The sequence below is a fragment of the Candidatus Abyssobacteria bacterium SURF_5 genome (genome assembly GCA_003598085.1).
Lineage (GTDB): Bacteria > Abyssobacteria > SURF-5 > SURF-5 > SURF-5 > SURF-5.
Map to the genome: position 1 here is coordinate 1 of QZKU01000130.1, position 15,294 is coordinate 15,294.

At 54.1% G+C, this 15,294-nt stretch carries 15 protein-coding genes; 10 read left to right on the plus strand and 5 right to left on the minus strand.

All coding sequences use genetic code 11. The features are described from left to right. Positions 1-287 (plus strand): hypothetical protein (locus C4520_19680; protein ID RJP15957.1); only part of this gene is annotated, 287 nt, incomplete at its 5' end. Positions 288-615: 328 nt separating this feature from the next. Here C4520_19680 and C4520_19685 read toward each other — a convergent pair. Together C4520_19685 and C4520_19690 are read right to left on the minus strand one after the other, a co-directional pair. Beyond that, positions 616-891, minus strand: coding sequence for an XRE family transcriptional regulator (locus tag C4520_19685; GenBank protein RJP15958.1), 276 nt, complete (start codon positions 889-891; stop codon positions 616-618). Further along, positions 888-1,238, minus strand: coding sequence for a type II toxin-antitoxin system RelE/ParE family toxin (locus C4520_19690; protein ID RJP15971.1), 351 nt, complete (start codon positions 1,236-1,238; stop codon positions 888-890). Before C4520_19690 ends, C4520_19685 begins: the two co-directional genes overlap by 4 nt. A 190-nt stretch (positions 1,239-1,428) precedes the next feature. Between C4520_19690 and C4520_19695 the strand changes: the two genes are divergently transcribed. The 9 genes from C4520_19695 to C4520_19735 all read left to right on the plus strand — a co-directional run bounded on the left by C4520_19695 (position 1,429) and on the right by C4520_19735 (position 10,812). Continuing rightward, positions 1,429-1,662 carry a CopG family transcriptional regulator gene (locus C4520_19695; GenBank protein ID RJP15959.1) on the plus strand — a complete coding sequence of 78 codons (234 nt, stop codon included), beginning with the start codon at positions 1,429-1,431 and terminating at the stop codon, positions 1,660-1,662. Further along, positions 1,649-1,906, plus strand: a complete 258-nt coding sequence (locus tag C4520_19700; protein RJP15960.1) for a type II toxin-antitoxin system RelE/ParE family toxin — start codon at positions 1,649-1,651, stop codon at positions 1,904-1,906. The genes C4520_19695 and C4520_19700 overlap by 14 nt, the downstream gene beginning before the upstream one ends. A gap of 388 nt (positions 1,907-2,294) precedes the next feature. After that, positions 2,295-2,954: a TetR/AcrR family transcriptional regulator gene (locus tag C4520_19705; protein ID RJP15961.1), complete on the plus strand. Its 660-nt coding sequence runs from the start codon at positions 2,295-2,297 to the stop codon at positions 2,952-2,954. Between the two features lie 65 nt (positions 2,955-3,019). Continuing rightward, positions 3,020-4,018: an electron transfer flavoprotein subunit alpha/FixB family protein gene (locus tag C4520_19710; protein RJP15962.1), complete on the plus strand. Its 999-nt coding sequence runs from the start codon at positions 3,020-3,022 to the stop codon at positions 4,016-4,018. A 2-nt stretch (positions 4,019-4,020) separates the two neighbouring features. Beyond that, a complete protein-coding gene (locus C4520_19715; GenBank protein ID RJP15963.1) occupies positions 4,021-4,821 on the plus strand; it encodes an electron transfer flavoprotein beta subunit/FixA family protein in 801 nt (266 codons plus the stop codon). 36 nt (positions 4,822-4,857) lie between these two features. Further along, positions 4,858-6,309 (plus strand): FAD-binding oxidoreductase, encoded by a 1,452-nt coding sequence (locus C4520_19720; protein ID RJP15964.1) that lies wholly within the window; start codon positions 4,858-4,860, stop codon positions 6,307-6,309. A 12-nt stretch (positions 6,310-6,321) separates the two neighbouring features. After that, entirely contained in the window at positions 6,322-7,596 is a 1,275-nt protein-coding gene (locus C4520_19725) for a (Fe-S)-binding protein (GenBank protein RJP15965.1), read from the plus strand. A 2-nt stretch (positions 7,597-7,598) separates the two neighbouring features. Further along, positions 7,599-9,191, plus strand: a complete 1,593-nt coding sequence (locus tag C4520_19730; GenBank protein RJP15966.1) for an FAD-binding oxidoreductase — start codon at positions 7,599-7,601, stop codon at positions 9,189-9,191. Next, a complete protein-coding gene (locus C4520_19735) occupies positions 9,076-10,812 on the plus strand; it encodes an FAD-binding oxidoreductase (protein ID RJP15967.1) in 1,737 nt (578 codons plus the stop codon). The genes C4520_19730 and C4520_19735 overlap by 116 nt, the downstream gene beginning before the upstream one ends. A gap of 166 nt (positions 10,813-10,978) precedes the next feature. On the opposite strand, the gene C4520_19740 is transcribed toward C4520_19735, so the two are convergent. From C4520_19740 to C4520_19750, 3 genes are all read right to left on the minus strand, one after another. Beyond that, complete coding sequence (locus C4520_19740) at positions 10,979-13,300, minus strand: VWA domain-containing protein (GenBank protein ID RJP15968.1); 2,322 nt, start codon at positions 13,298-13,300, stop codon at positions 10,979-10,981. Positions 13,301-13,617: 317 nt separating this feature from the next. Beyond that, complete coding sequence (locus C4520_19745) at positions 13,618-14,277, minus strand: urea carboxylase-associated family protein (protein RJP15969.1); 660 nt, start codon at positions 14,275-14,277, stop codon at positions 13,618-13,620. Between the two features lie 56 nt (positions 14,278-14,333). Further along, entirely contained in the window at positions 14,334-15,092 is a 759-nt protein-coding gene (locus tag C4520_19750) for an enoyl-CoA hydratase/isomerase family protein (GenBank protein ID RJP15970.1), read from the minus strand. Positions 15,093-15,294: the final 202 nt, after the last annotated feature.

A 15,294-nucleotide genomic window follows, 5' to 3' on the forward strand; every position in this document is an offset into this window, starting at 1 on the left:
TGTGTTTTGCGACATTTAGGACATCCATGATCCGTCTCTTCTTCTTTTTTATTGGTTGCGGCTACGCTGCGCCGTGTGCATCCGTGTTTATCTGTGGTTTCAAGAATTCGAATAATTCGTGGAATTCGTGGTCCGAAATTAGTTCAAGGTTCAATGTTCAAGGTTCCAAGTCTGAAGAGATAGAGGCAGGTAACAGTCCGCAGTCCACAGGTCGCCAGAAGAAGAAAGCCGGAGAAAGCAGTAAGGCAATATGTAACCGCAGAGGCGCAGAGGTCGCAAAGATTTAAGATACAGAACTCTTGCATGTACTTCTCTGCGCTCTTTGGCGCCTTAGCGGTGAAAAAGAGGTTTTTCCTCTGGGGCGATACGTTCCAGGTTTAAAGGTTGTGAAAGAATAGCAGGCAGGCTGCCTGCGCTACGATTTTCAGGTTTCAAGTTCCAGGTTCCAAGTTGGAAGAGAGATCCTTCGATCACGCTAAAGCGTGACTGAGAAGCAAGGCTCAGGATGACAGGAAAGGAAAAATTGAGCCGAAGCGGCGAGAGCAAGGGAAAATCGAAAGTCGACAACAGAGAGTAGGAGAAGGTTTCTTCAAGACGCCTGCTCAAAATTCCTATTCATGCAATTTTCACTTCGAGTTTCTTTCCTAATGCCGAGGCTGTCTTTTTCAGCGTGGACAGCTTCACATCTTCCGCATGGTTTTCAATCCGGGAAATCGCAGTTTTCTTGGTCCCGATCCTGCGAGCCAGTTCCTCCTGGGTCAAGCCCGCCGAGACGCGAGCCTCGCGAAGTATCACGCCGATTTTGAATTGTTCATAGCCCTCTTCGTAGCCCTGGGCAAATTGTTTGTCTTTCTTCTTTCTTTTCTTGACGTATTTATTGAGATCGCTCATTTCTTTCTCCTTTCGAGGAAGTCCCGCCTCATAGCTTCGGCCTTCCTTATTTCAGATATCGGGGTCACCCGGCTCTTCTTCATGAACCCATGAGTCAAAACAACAGTGGCGTCGTCAGCAAAGAAGCAGAGAATTCTATGTGTGTTCGAGCCAAATATTATTCGGCACTCCCAGATTTCGTCAGTTGCGGCCAACTTCTTGAAATATATCGAGGGGACCCTTTCCAGGTCCTCCACAAGCTTAAGAACCCACGTCACCTTTCTGGCGGCCTTGCCTGACAAGGAGTCTAAAAACTGCTCGATGGGACATTTTCCTTCGCCAGTCTTGTAGAACATCACCATTCTCAGCAGGTTAACATGTATGTTAACTGAAGTCAAGAGATGAACGTTATTTTCTGCACCCCCAAAATCCACCTTCCGTTATTGAATCTGCATCTTTGAGCAGACAGGTGAACAAAATCGCTTTCCATTCCCTCTGTCGCTATTGACATATTAACGTTTTGACGTCATAATGTTCTTGAGACAAGGAGGCATGGATATGGCTGCAAAGACGAAGCGCGCAACGATATATTTGGAAGAGGACCTGCATAAGGCCCTGCGGTTGAAATCGGTGGAGACCTCTCATTCTGTCTCGGAACTCGTCAATAAGGCAGTGCGGGAGTCTCTTTCCGAGGATGCCGAAGATCTTGACGCATTTGACGAAAGAGCCGGTGAACCCTTGATCAGCTACGAAGAGATGATCAAGCGGCTGAAAAAAGATGGCCGTTTATAGACTGTTCTTCAAGAAGTCGGTCCACGATGATTTGAAGGCGCTTCCAAAGAAGGATTTGAAAAAGATCCTCGATCGTATCAGACAACTCGCTGAAGACCCGCGCCCCTCGGGATGTGAGAAATTAACAGGTCTGGAAAGATATCGCCTGCGCCAGGGAAAATATCGGATTTTATACTCGATCCAGGATGATGAACTAACGGTCTGGGTAGTTAAGATCGGACACAGGAAAGATATCTATCGGTGAAGCACTGCCTTTTTTCAGTTGCGGAGCTAACCAGACCCTAAAAAGGACGACAGGTTGTATTCTGAATAATTACAATTCTTCTTTGGGGAACTTTCACTTTTATTCACCTCGCCCAAAAATCCACCTTCCGTCAGTAGAGGTAGTCTTTAGGCCGTAGTCTAATGCCATTCAGGCGGGACGCCTGTGCAACCGGTAAATATTCGATCAGTGCGTGGTGTTCGGGATTGAATTACATCGTGCCGATGTGCTCATGAATTTATTCCGCATGATCGGATTGAATTTGCTTGACACGCGAGGATTGGGCTGATTATACTGCCGGTATAAATGATACTGGCAGTCCGTTTGCTTTCGCCGACGCCAGGCGACGACAGCAACGAGGAGGCTATGAATGGGGGCAAGGCTCCGCAGAGAGCAGGAACGACAGGCGCGGTGGGAGCAGATCGTTGATGCCGCCAGAAAAGTCTTCTCGCAAAAGGGATTCTACCGGGCCACCATCGAAGACATCGAGAGAGAAAGCAGGCTCACCCGCGGGGCCATTTATTATCATTTTCATTCCAAAGAGGAGATTTACATCTCGATTCTTGTCCGCGGCATGAGGATCCTGCGCGACGAACTCAAGGTGGTGATTCGCGACAGCGACCTGGATCCGGAAGCCCTCATCCTCAATCTGGTCGACACCTACTGCGATTTCTGCAAGCATCACCATGAATATTTTCGAATACTGGACCATTTCTACTCGGGCTGGGATTGCGAGGAAGGCCTGCGGGCGGAGTTGGTCGAGGAGGTAAACCGTCTGATTTACGAATGCCTTGCGGAAGTGGTCGAGGTGATGAACCGCGGAATTCAGGTGGGAAATTTTCACGTCGAAAATCCTCTGCTCGAGGCTGTCCTCATGTGGAGCATGATCGGCAACGCCCTGAGAAAGACAACCGAAAATCCGCGCGCCCTCTTTCTCGGGATAGATTGGAACACGATGCAGGACGGATTAAGAAGAAACATCATTGGGCGCTTGCGCGGGGTCCCTCGCGGGGTTCCTGTTGATGAATAAGCTTCGCTGAGCAATAAGGCTCTCTTTGCACTCGTCGTTGCCGCGCCGGCAGACGGAATGGGATCATGAGCGAGAAGGGCGGAATCTGGCTTCTTGGAGAATTCGACGCCCGGCGAAGGATTTCCGGTCCGACCCTGCATCTTTTTTCAAGAGGAGAATCTCTCGCCGCCGCCTCTTCTCATATTATGTCCGCCATTTTCATCGGCTCAGAAATAGCGGCTCAAATCCGCTCGTGCGAGCGGCGCCTCCCCCAGAGAACTTATATCTGCGAAGACTCCACATACGCCGAATACGAGCCGGAGCTTTACACGCAGGCGCTTGTGAACGTGTGCGAGGAATATCAGCCGGACGTGTTTCTGGCGGCGCATACCACGTGCGGACAAGAACTCCTGTCACGGCTTGCAGCCAGGCTCGGGGAACAAATCGTCACCGATTGCATCGAGCTGGATTTCGATCCGAATACCGGCAGTCTCCTCATGACCAAACCGATATATGGCGGCAATGCCATCGCTGTTTTTGCATCCAATACGTCTCCCCGCCTGGCGACTGTCCGAGCAAGAACGAGTCTGCTTGAAGCCTCTCCGGCGGAAGAAACCGAACTCATCTTTCTAGATTCGCCGCTACCCCCTGACGCCCCAAAGGTGAAACGCATCGGATTCCGCCAGGAAAGAGACGAGCGCGCGCGTCTTGAGGATGCGGAGATAATTGTGTCCGGCGGCAGGGGGATCGGAGGCGGGCAAGGGTTCCAGCTTTTGCACGAGCTTGCAGAGGTTGTGGGAGGTGCTGTAGGCGCAAGCCGCCCGCCGTGCGACATGCGATGGGTCTCGTCCGGGTCGCAAGTCGGTCTTACCGGCCGGAGTGTCGCCCCCAGGGCCTATTTCGCGGTCGCCATTTCGGGAATGATGCAGCATATTACTGGGATGTTCGAGTCGCAGCACGTCATTGCCATCAACAAGGATAAAGATGCGAACATCTTCAAGATGGCCGATTACGGAGTCGTCGGTGATTATAAGGAAGTCTTGCCCGCTCTCGCGAAGAAACTGAAAACGATCCGGAATTCCTGATCATGAGCTCAATTCATGTCATCGTGTGCATTAAACAGGTTCCCGACCCTGAAGCTCCCATTTCCGGATATCGAGTGGATTCCGACGCCAGAAAAGTGGTCACGAGCGGCGTGCCTCCGGTGATAAGTCCGTTTGATGAAAACGCGCTGGAACTCGCGCTCCGACTGAAAGACACGCACGGCGTGAGGGTGACCGCTCTCTCGGCGGGCGATCATCTCTCGCCGGCAGTCCTGAAGAAAGCGCTTTTCGCAGGCGCCGATGAGCTGATACTTGTGGAAACTGCGGCCGAGGAAACCGACGCCTTCGATTCTCTTCAGACGGCGCTCGCGCTGGCGGAGGCGATCAAGAAGACAGGAAGGTTTGACATCATCCTCACGGGAAGACAGGCTTCGGACACAAATGCGGGCATGGTGGGAATATATCTTGCCGAGTTTCTTCACGTTGCCGCTGTGACACTCGCCAGCCGCATATCACTGGAGGGGGAGAAGATACATATCGAGCGGTCCCTACCCAATGGGACGGAGGAGATTGAGGCCGCCTTGCCGGTTCTTCTGACTGCAGGCTCCGAAGCGGGAGAATTGCGCAGCCTCGACATGAGAAGCATCAAGGAGGCCAGGAAAAAACCGATACAGAAATGGTCTTCCGCTGCGCTCTCGTCGCCGCGGCGGAAACAGAATGGTCTCGTTCTTCGTTCTCTGACTGCGCCGAAACTTGAGCGAAAATGTTTTATTGTGGAAGGCGCCACGCCGGCAGAGGCCGGCGAAAAGCTGGCGGTGAAACTGAAGGAAGACAAGGTCCTGTGAGATTTTTTTCAAAAAGGATGGGAAGGTGAAAGGCCGATGGAAACGGAAAAACTGGTTGAATTGTTGGGCGCCGAGCATGTGAGCGACGCTCCCGATGCGCTGGCCGATTACGCGAAGGACCACAGTTTTGCTCCTGTCCGCGAGCCGTGGTCGGTAGTCCGGCCGCATTCACTCGAACAGGTGCAGGAAGTCATCAAATATGCAGCCGCTGCGAAGACGCCGCTTGTTCCGGTCAGTTCCGGTCCGCCCCGATTTCGCGGGGATACGGTTCCGTCCTATGGCGGAATCATGCTGGACATGTCGGGCATGAACCGGATCCGGATGATCGACCGCAAGGACCGCGTCGCGATGATCGAGCCCGGTGTGCGGTTTGGGCAGTTGCAGGATGCCCTGCGCGCCGAGGGGCTTCGCTTGCCGATGCCGCTTTGTCCGCGCTCGACGAAATCCGTTGTTGGCAGTTGCCTCGAACGCGAGCCGCACATCATGCCTAGGTACCACCTCGACCATTCGGATCCGTTGCTTTGCAATGAAGTTGTGTTCGGAACCGGGGACATCTTCCGCACGGGCGAGGCCGGCGGGCCGGGCAGCATCGAGGAGCAGCAGGCGGCGGGAAGGCGTCAGAAGATCGCCATGGGCATCCAGATGAACGTCAACCGAATCCTGCAGGGATCGCAAGGCGCATTTGGGGTGGTAACCTGGTCGACCGTCAGATGCGAGGTGCTTCCGAAACGGCAAAAGCCGTTTCTTGCGGCGGGCGCCGATTTACCGAAACTGATGGACCTGGCGTATTGGCTTGTGCGGCTGCGGCTCGGCGACGAAATCTTCATTCTCAATAACGTGAACTTTGCGCTCCTGTTCGGAGGAGACAGGAACATCAGGCAGTTGCAGGAGACGCTGCCGCGATGGATTCTGTTTTTCTGCCTTTCCGGTCTGGAATATTTTCCTGAGGAGCGGATCGAGCAGCAGGAAAAGGACATGGCCGAAATCGCCAAGAACCTTGGCGTCCCGATAGCCGAGTCTGTTTGCGGAATCTCCGCCAGGGAAGTCCTCTCGATCGCAACCGCCCCATCTCATGAGCCGTACTGGAAACTGGAGTGGGGCGGCGGGTGCCAGGACCTGCCGTTCATTTGTTCCTTCGAGCAGGCGCCGGCGCTCGTGCAGGTGATGCGGGATGCCGCCGCCGCAGACAATTTTCCACTGGATGACCTGGGAATATACATCCAGCCTGTGTGCCAGGGACACGGACATCACGTCGAATTCAGCCTCTTCCATGAGGCGGGAAATCAGCGCAAACGAGAAAAAACGAAGGCGCTGTATCTTTCTGCCGCAAGAGCATTGATGGAAAGTGGGGCGTTCTTTTCGCGCCCGTATGATTTGCTTGCGGACATGGTATTCAATCGAGACGCCGCTTCGCGGGACGCGCTGCGCAAGCTGAAGAACATCTTCGACCCGCACAATATCCTGAATCCCGGAAAACTTTGTTTTTAGGAGGCTCGAGAGATGGCCTTGCAAGAGTATGAGAAATCCATGAACTACTGCATTCGGTGTTCACACTGCAAGTGGACTCCGTTCAACAAGATCAAGAGCAAGCGCTATTCCGGCAATTGTCCCGCGATCTCCCGGTACAATTTCCATTCGTACGCCGGCGGCGGCCGCGTGGCCATTGCGTATTCTCTGTATCTGGGCAGGAGTGAGATTACCGATGAGGTTTTGCAGACGATCTACCGGTGTCAATTGTGCGGCATGTGCCAGGTGGCCTGCCACCTGGTCGGCGAAATCTGCGAGCCGCTCGAGATCGCGCGCGAGTTGCGGATCAAATGCGTCGAGGAAGGCGAGATACTGCCGGAGCACATGATGATGATCGACAGCTTGCGCAAAAACGACAACCCGCTCGGCGAACCGAAGGAGGGGCGCGGCGACTGGGCCGAGGGTCTTGGTCTCAAGAACATAAACAAGGAGAAAGCCGACGCTGTTTTCCATGCCGGCTGCCGCTTCAGTTATGATCCGGACCTGCGGCGCATCGTGCGCGGCGCCGCCCAACTGCTCCTGCAGGCGGGAGTAGATATTGGCATTGGCGGAAGCGAGGAGTCGTGCTGCGGCGGCAGAGCGTTTGACATCGGATATCGGGGTCAAATGGAAAACTATGCGGACGATATCATTTCGCGGCTGAAAAGCGCCAGCGCAACGAAGATTATAACTCCCTGCGCCGACTGTTACAGCGCGTTCAAGCACATGTATCCGATGATTCGGAAGGAAATGGACATCGAGATTCTGCATACGACGGAATATTTCGCGCGTTTGATACAGCAGGGGAAGCTTAAGCCGCGGGGAACGGATTTTCAGAGGGTGACATATCACGACCCATGTCATCTCGGGCGGCTTGGCGAGCCATACATACCGTGGGACGGCGAGTGGAAGAAAGTATGGGGGCAACTCAACGTGCCCGACCCGCCACGGCAAATTCGCCGCGGGATCGACGGCGTGTATGAGGCGCCGCGGGAAATATTGCGCAGCGTTCCGGGGCTCGAGCTGGTTGAAATGGAGCGAATCCGTGAATACAGTTGGTGCTGCGGAGCCGGTGGAGGCGTGCGGGAAGCTTTTGAAGATTTTTCCGAATGGACAGCGCTCGAACGAATTGAAGAGGCAAGAGACACCGGGGCGCAGGCGCTCGTGACGACATGCGGCTGGTGCGAGCGCAACTTCAGGGACGCTCTTGAAACAAGCGGCGCCGATTTTCCGATCCTGGACATAACGGAATTACTCATTGGAGATTGAAGATGGATCAACAGGCTTACAGAACATTTGAAAGCATTCTTGGAGCGGAGAACGTCTCGCAGGATCCGGGACTCCTCGACGCGTATACATATCAGTGGCTCGGAGAAATGATCGGCGATCACACCCGCTTCGGTCCGTTTCGGCCCATTTGTGTTGTTTTGCCTTCCAGCACGGAAGAGGTGCAGGCGATCATCAAAACGTGCAATCGCTTCAACCTCAAGTTCAAAGCGCATTCCACCGGATGGGGTCTCTACTGCAATCCTGGCGGCGACGGCGTCGTCATGCTCGACCTTCGGCGGATGAACCGTCTCATCGAAATCAATGAACGCGACATGTACGCCGTGGTCGAGCCGTACGTGATTTGGGCGCAGATCCAGGTGGAAGCCATGCGCCGCGGGCTCAACTGCGTCACGATCGGCGCTGGAAGCTGCACGTCCGCACTCGCCAACTGCACATCTCTCATGGGGACCGCGAACACAAATGTTTCGATGGGCTATAACGAGCGCAACATTCTCGGCGTGGAATGGGTTCTTCCCGACGGCGAAATCCTGCGACTCGGTTCACTCGGGTCCGGCGCCGGCTGGATCACGGGCGACGGCCCCGGCCCTTCGCTGCGCGGGATCATGCGCGGGACGTTCGGCGCGCTCGGCGGTCTCGGCGTCTTTACGAAATGCGCTATCCGACTCTACCAATGGGGCGGTCCCAGCGAGATGCCGAGCGAAAACATAATCAGCATCGAGGAACGACTCCTGAAATATCCCGAAAGAGCGGCTCTTGTCGCTCCGTACTTTGAAAACCGTGTCGATTTCGAAGAGGCGCTGGCCAGAATAGGCGAAGCGGAAATCGCCTACTCCATCGGACTGCTCGAGCGGGGCCTGCTCACGCTCGGACTCGGCCTCGACAACCTGCAATCGGCTGAAATGCGTGAAAACCTCGCGCCGTCTCTTCCCAAGTACATGTTCCCGGTTCTCATGGTGGCGAACAGCAAGAGCGAGTTGGATTATCAGGTGAAAGTCCTGGACAGGATCATTGAGGAAACGCGCGGCAAGCGCTTCGAACTGCTCGAGCAGGAACAGTTCCGGGACATTATCACCCTGTTTCTCATCAAAGGCGGCAGCGTTCCCGCAAAGGCGGTCTTCTCGCCGACCGGCGCGTTCAATCCGATCCTCTGCGGCTATTTCGGCACGCGGAAAACGCTGGTGAAGGCGATGGATGACGCCGAAGAGATCAAGCGCAAGTACGTAGAGTCGGGGCTGCTTGCCGACGATATGGCGGAGGGCGGCTGGAGTCCGCTCATCATCGATCATGGCCACATGGAATATTTCGAGCACGAAACGCTGTTTGATCCCGCCGTGCCGCAATCCACGATGGCGCTCATGATGCTGACCATGGAGACGAACCAGTCGCTCGCGGACAAGAAACTGATGATTCCGTTTGCGAGTCAGGTGAAAGTCGCTCGCGCGCAGGGAATGGCGGTCCATGATTCGATCGTGGAGCATCATAACTGCGATTATCGGGTATTGCAGAAGGGATTCAAGGCGGCCTTCGACCCGAACAACGCCGCCGACTCGTGCAATTATATCGAATCGCGTTAGCTCCTCAAGAGGGAGGGATGACCGAATGAATACCGAAGCCTTCAAGATGTTCAAAAGCATCGTCGGGGCGGAAAACGTTTCACAGGATCCCGCGGTTCTGGACAGCTACACGTACCAGTGGATGGGTGAGATGACCGGCGACACGACCCGCTTCGGGCCATACCGGCCCGTCTGCGTCGCCCTGCCGTCGTCCACGGAGGAGGTGCAGGCGATTGTGCGAGCCTGCAATCGCTTCGGCCTGAAGGTCAAAGCCTTCTCCACCGGATGGGGGCTGTATTCGGCCCCGGGCGGCGAAGGCGTTGTCCAGCTCGATCTGAGGCGAATGAACCGCCTCATCGAGATCAATGAGAGGGACATGTACGCGCTTGTCGAGCCGTATGTCATCTGGGCGCAGCTCCAGGCGGAAGCCATGCGAAAGGGGCTTAACTGCGTCACCATTGGCGCCGGAAGCTCGACGTCGGCTCTTGCCAACTGCACATCGGTCATGGGCGTCGCAAACAACAACGTCTCGATGGGGTACAACGAGCGCAATGTGCTGGGGGTCGAATGGGTCCTGCCGGACGGCGAAATCCTCAGACTCGGCGCGCCCGGCTCCGGAAACAGTTGGATTTCGGGCGATGGTCCCGGGCCATCGCTGCGCGGCGTCATGCGCGGCGCGTTCGGCGCGCTTGGCGGCATGGGCGTGTTCACCAAATGCGCCGTCCGCCTGTATCAATGGGGAGGTCCGGCGGAGCTTGAGAGCGTGAATATCCTTTCGATGGACGAGCGTATTGTGGATTATCCGGAGAACGTCAAGCTGATCGCGCCGTATTTCAACGACCGAACCAGTCTGGAGCAGGCGGTGGCGAAAATCGGTGAATCGGAAATCGCATATTCAGTTGGATTGCTCGAGCGCGGCCTGCTTACGCTCGGGTTGGGGAAAACGAACGCCGAATCGGCTGAGATGCGCGAAAACCTGCACCCGGTCATTCCGAAGCACATTTTTACGGTGCTCCTGGTCGCCAACAGCCGCAGTGAGCTGATGTTTCAAGCAAAGACGATCGACGCGATCCTGCAGGAGACCGGCGGAAAGCCGTTCGAGATGGTCGAGCAGGAGAACTTCCGCGATATCATCACGCTGCTGCTGGTCAAAGGCGGGAGCGTGCCTGCTCGCGGGGTGTTCTCGCCCACCGGCTCTTTCAGCCCGATCCTGTGCGGTTTCTTCGCGACCCGCGGCACGCTGGTCAAGGCGATGGACGATTCGGAGGAAATCAAGCGCAAGCATATCGAGTCGGGCCTTTTGGGGGATGACATGGGAGAAGGCGGCTGGGGGCCGCTCATTCTGGATCATGGGCATTCCGAGTATTTTGAAAATGAAACCCTGTTTGACCCGCAGGTCCCGGATTCGATTCAGGCGCTCGTGGATGTGACCACAGAGACAAATGAGTCCCTGGCGAAAAAGAAGCTGATCATCCCCTTCCTCAGCCAGGTGAAGGTTGCGCGGGCGCAAAAGAAGTCGGCGCACGATACGATCGCCCCGCACATGAACACCGATTATCGCCACCTGCAGCGAAAGTTCAAACAGGTGTTCGACCCGAACGATACCGCCGACTCATGCAATTACATTGACGCCGGGAAATGAAAAAGCGGGAATTTCAAGTGACTTTCCTGAAATTCCTCGATCACGTGCTGCTCCCGGCCGAAGATATCGATCAACGCGATAATGTTTCCTTCAACAGATACGACAAAACGCCGATTATGGATAAGTCACCGCAATCTTTGCGGGGGTTGATCTCAATGTCACTGTTCTAGTTTGACCGCGAAGCGGGCGCATTAGGCTCAGCATCTTTCAGAACTTTGATTTTGTTCGTGAATATTCGTTCAACAAGAACGCAGATATTGTTTTCCTCCTTGTCCGTTGCAGATTGAGGAACCAGAAAGAATCTTTCTGCTTTCGGATCATAATCCTTTATCGTGTACCCATCCATTTTTTCGCCGTCCTTGAACAGAACGCGGAGGTGATCCTTCTGCGCGAAGAAACTGGAGAACTTCATTTTGCGAGCGATCTCCTTGTCGAAATGCTTGACGAAGAAGACAGCCTTTAAATCGACGAAGGAGACGTACGTGGGTGTCCCGCCGGCTTCTTTCTCCGTCTGCAAGAGAAAACCTTTTTCCTCAATGTTCCACGTCAAAGGAATCCCATATTTAACGCTGCCGTCTTTATAATGAACCACCACTTGCTTTAAGGGGCTGTTGCAGTAAAGGAATTGAAATTCGCCTATCTGAATCACATCTCTGTCGGTAATTCTGGTTTCCTTTTTCAGGGGGGTTTTATTCAGATAAACAGTGTTGGCGCCGAGGCTTTTCAGGAGAAGGTGCGTGCCGCCCATCCTGCGAGCGATTTTCAATCTGGCATGGTGTTCATTCACGCTCTTGTGTCGAATTGAAATATCGGAAGATTTGTCACTCCCAATGGTTAGCCTTTTTCTTCTCGTTTTTTCGCTTATCTGTTTCAGGTCGATATATTCCAGTTGCAGGCTCTGGGGACATTCGAGGACGAGCAGCGTTCCTTCCGCCGGAACGAATTTTTTGTCCGAGAGCACTTTCGCGCCTCCCACCGTTCCCGTTATCAACACTGAAGCGAGCAGAATCAATAACCACTTCTTCCAGTGGAATGAGTGGTTAAGGACCGCAGCCCGAATCTGGAGGCCCAGCGGCTCCTTCGGTAGAATAAATTCAGGGCTGGAAGTCCTCAGGGTAAGCTCCCCGTTCCACTCTCTTCCATTCGAGAGGATGGTTTCCTTCTGGGCGAACGCTCTCACCACGGCTTCCGTCATGCCCTCTTTCCTTAGTCGAGAAATATCTATTTCAGCCCGACATTCAACGCCGGGCGGCAATTCGATTTTGGGAATGATATTTAGTTGGATATCTTCAAAGGGTTGCAGGCCCTCCAGCTTGAGTGCGAACTTTTCCTCGACCGTATCTCCGGCTCTCAAAGGGCCGAGCGATAACAGGAATGCTTTGCCCCATTCGTATGTGCCTGTTGCGGGATCGAGTCTGCCGATCAGTATCTTGATCGGCTTTTTCGCCCTCAGGAGGAAGTGCGAGGGATGAATGATGAGCAGAGAGCCTTCGGGAGGTATGAAATTCAGGACCCCCTGAATAGCGCCGTCCCATTTTCCCTCAATGGCAATTTCCATATCGATCCTGATTTCGTTCTTCGGGCAGATGATCTCGTTTGGGCTAACCTGCAGCGTGATATGCCGACTGAGCGGATCATCAATGAGCATGCCTTCGATCTGGATCCTCTGCCCAGCCGGCTTTCCTCGAACCGGCTTGAGGAGCAGTGGGATAGTTGTCTTAAGAGGCAAGCATGCGGTACCCAATTCCAGGGTGGACTCCTCCGCCATGGAGACGTCATGCCTGATCTTCACCTCCGAGATCCCTCCCTGCAGCTTTCCGCCGAGCTTGATCGTCCCCCCGCGACAGGTTTTCACGAAATCGAATAATCCTGCATCGGGTTTTCCCTTCAGAGCCACGTACGTAATGAACCACTGCGTGCCCGGTGCAAAGCTCGGGCTGAACTGCTTCAGTATGGAGTCGTAGGTTATAAGCGATTCATCCTCGATGCTTTCTGGCGGATGATTTACTCCATCACTCATCAATACAAGGATCGATTCGCTCGAGGGGTTCATCAGGTGCAACTGATAAAGCTCCTCAATTCCTTTTTTCAAGCCGCATGGAAGATATGTGAAGTCATCCGGACAACTGAGACTATCGCAGAACTCGAGTATCTGCGTGAAATCATTGAAGTCATCTATTGTTTTTCGGTAGTGCAGTTTCGCGCTGTTGCCAAAGGTAACAAGTGAGACCGAATCACCGACAGACGATTCCTGTACGTAATCCTTTAGCGCCTTCTTCAAATCATCAATGATGTCGTACATGCTATTGGAGACGTCGATCACAAAGACGACATTCTTTGTAGAAGCTTCTTCCTCGGGTTCTATGTGCCGCTCGACAGAGGCAAACACTTGTGAGGACGACAGCAAGAGAATTGCCATCGCGAACGGAATAAGCCCTGCAGAACAAGTGACACTGACGGAAAAAAGACGACGGCTTCTCATGGACATGGTTATATCTCGATTCCCTTGCCCGCCATCCCTGAAAGAGGCTTCGCCATCCTTACGAGATGGGCATCCGAAACGTGTCTTTGATGTTGCGGTGATGCGGTAAGACAGGATGGGGCAATTTCCGCATCAGCAGTAATGGGGTGCTGCGTGCAAAACAAGAATCCCGCGTATGCTTATCGAAGCACACATAAGTCTATAAAACTTGTGAATTATTGTCAAGCAAAAAAAAGGTATTTTACTATATATTCAAAAGTCGCCTGCCAGGCACCGCGGGAAGCCGATTTCGGCGGAAGCCGGCTTCATCTGCGTTCGGATCATCAAGCCGGCTTCTGGGTGAATACCTCAAAGCGGAGAGGGCTGGATTTGCAGAGGTTGATAGCTTCGGTCGAGCAGGCCGTGAGGATAAGGATTATGTCTGCTTGCGCCCGAAGGACAACATAATCGCCCGGCCGGGTCATGGTGATGCCGGCCAGAATCGAGCCGTCGGGCATAACCGGCGTGTTCTGGAAGATATTGATGGGGTCCGGTTTGAATCGGTGGGTAATGCCCGCCTCGGCTGCAGTCTTGAAATAGTTGTCGTGGCAGTTGGGGTGATCCTCCATTCCGAAGCTTTCAAAAAACGGTTTGCTGCAGGACGCCATCATCATGTCGTGCAGGCCGGGCGAATGGTCCTCGACGAAGCAGAGCAGCGGCCGCTCGAGGTTTGAATAAAATGACTGTCCGATTCTGGGGAACTTGGTGAGGTTGTACAGCCGGGTAACCGACGGGCTGGTGAATTCTTCGTGATCATCGGCGGCAATTGCATAGAGGTCGCCGATCTGGCCGCCTGCGATATCGGTGATGCGGATGAAGTTTCCGGAAGAAGCGCGGACGAATCCGCCGCCGTAGCCGAGAACTTCAACAGCGGCGATCGGTTTATCGGATTTCTGCTTTCGTATTCGACTTTTTTGCGCCATATCTCCTCCTGTAACAAACATTCAGGTCCCAGTCGCCATTGTGAGCGGCGAGGGGCCATAGCTGAATGGGTGGCACTTCAGGATATCAGGCCGGCCTTCCTCGCGTACGTTTCGATGCGCGATTTCAATTCGGAATTGCGCATGATCTCGGCGGTGAGGCCGAATTCGTATTCGAGACTTGAGCGGAGATCGAGCTTTGGAACGACCATGCTCGCGCGTTTTACCGCCGCGAGCGCGCGCGGCTCTATTTTCGCGAGTTTCCGCGCGAATTCCGATGCCTCTGCAAGGAGCCTATCCGGCGGAACCGCCTTTACGGCGAGCCCGATCAGCACAGCTTTCTCGGCGTTCAGCATTTCACCTGTCATGACTAATTCAGCCGCTTTTGAGGGGCCCACCTTGCGCCACAGCGGAGTGAGCAGCGGATTGACTCCGAATCGGATTTCCGGATGCCCGAACACAGCGGTATCGGACGCGATGATAATATCGCCGCACAATGCGAGATCAAATCCGCCTGCAAGCGCGAATCCGCTCACCGCCGCCACGATCGGTTTCGGAAATCCGTAAATCTTTTCATGATATTCGAGGATGCGATGAGAGAAAGATTCGAGCTCCGTCTCGATCACCTCGTTGATATCGAAGCCGGCGCAGAAAACGTCCTCGCCGCCAGTCAGAATTGCGGATCGAACGTTCTGGTCCGCCTCAAGCAAGTCCAGACATTGTTCTATTTCGTCTCTCAGCTTCATGCAGAGGGAGTTCATCTTTTCAACTCTGTTCAGGATGATCGTCGCGACTCCATCCTGCACTGTCACGTTCAGAAATTCGAAATTCGGAGTCATATATGGCCTCCTTGCAATCGCCTTGTTTTCCGGTAGGGAAACATTCTATCATACCCGCTGATTCTTACGGGGTCGGCCGGAATCGACCTTACGCCTCCTGCGAGTAGGGCTTACGCATCTAAATCGGCCCTTGGGGGCGGATTTTTGCTGACTGCTCCTTCTTATTGGCTCTGTTGGGTTTCCTTTGTGGTTTTGGAGATGA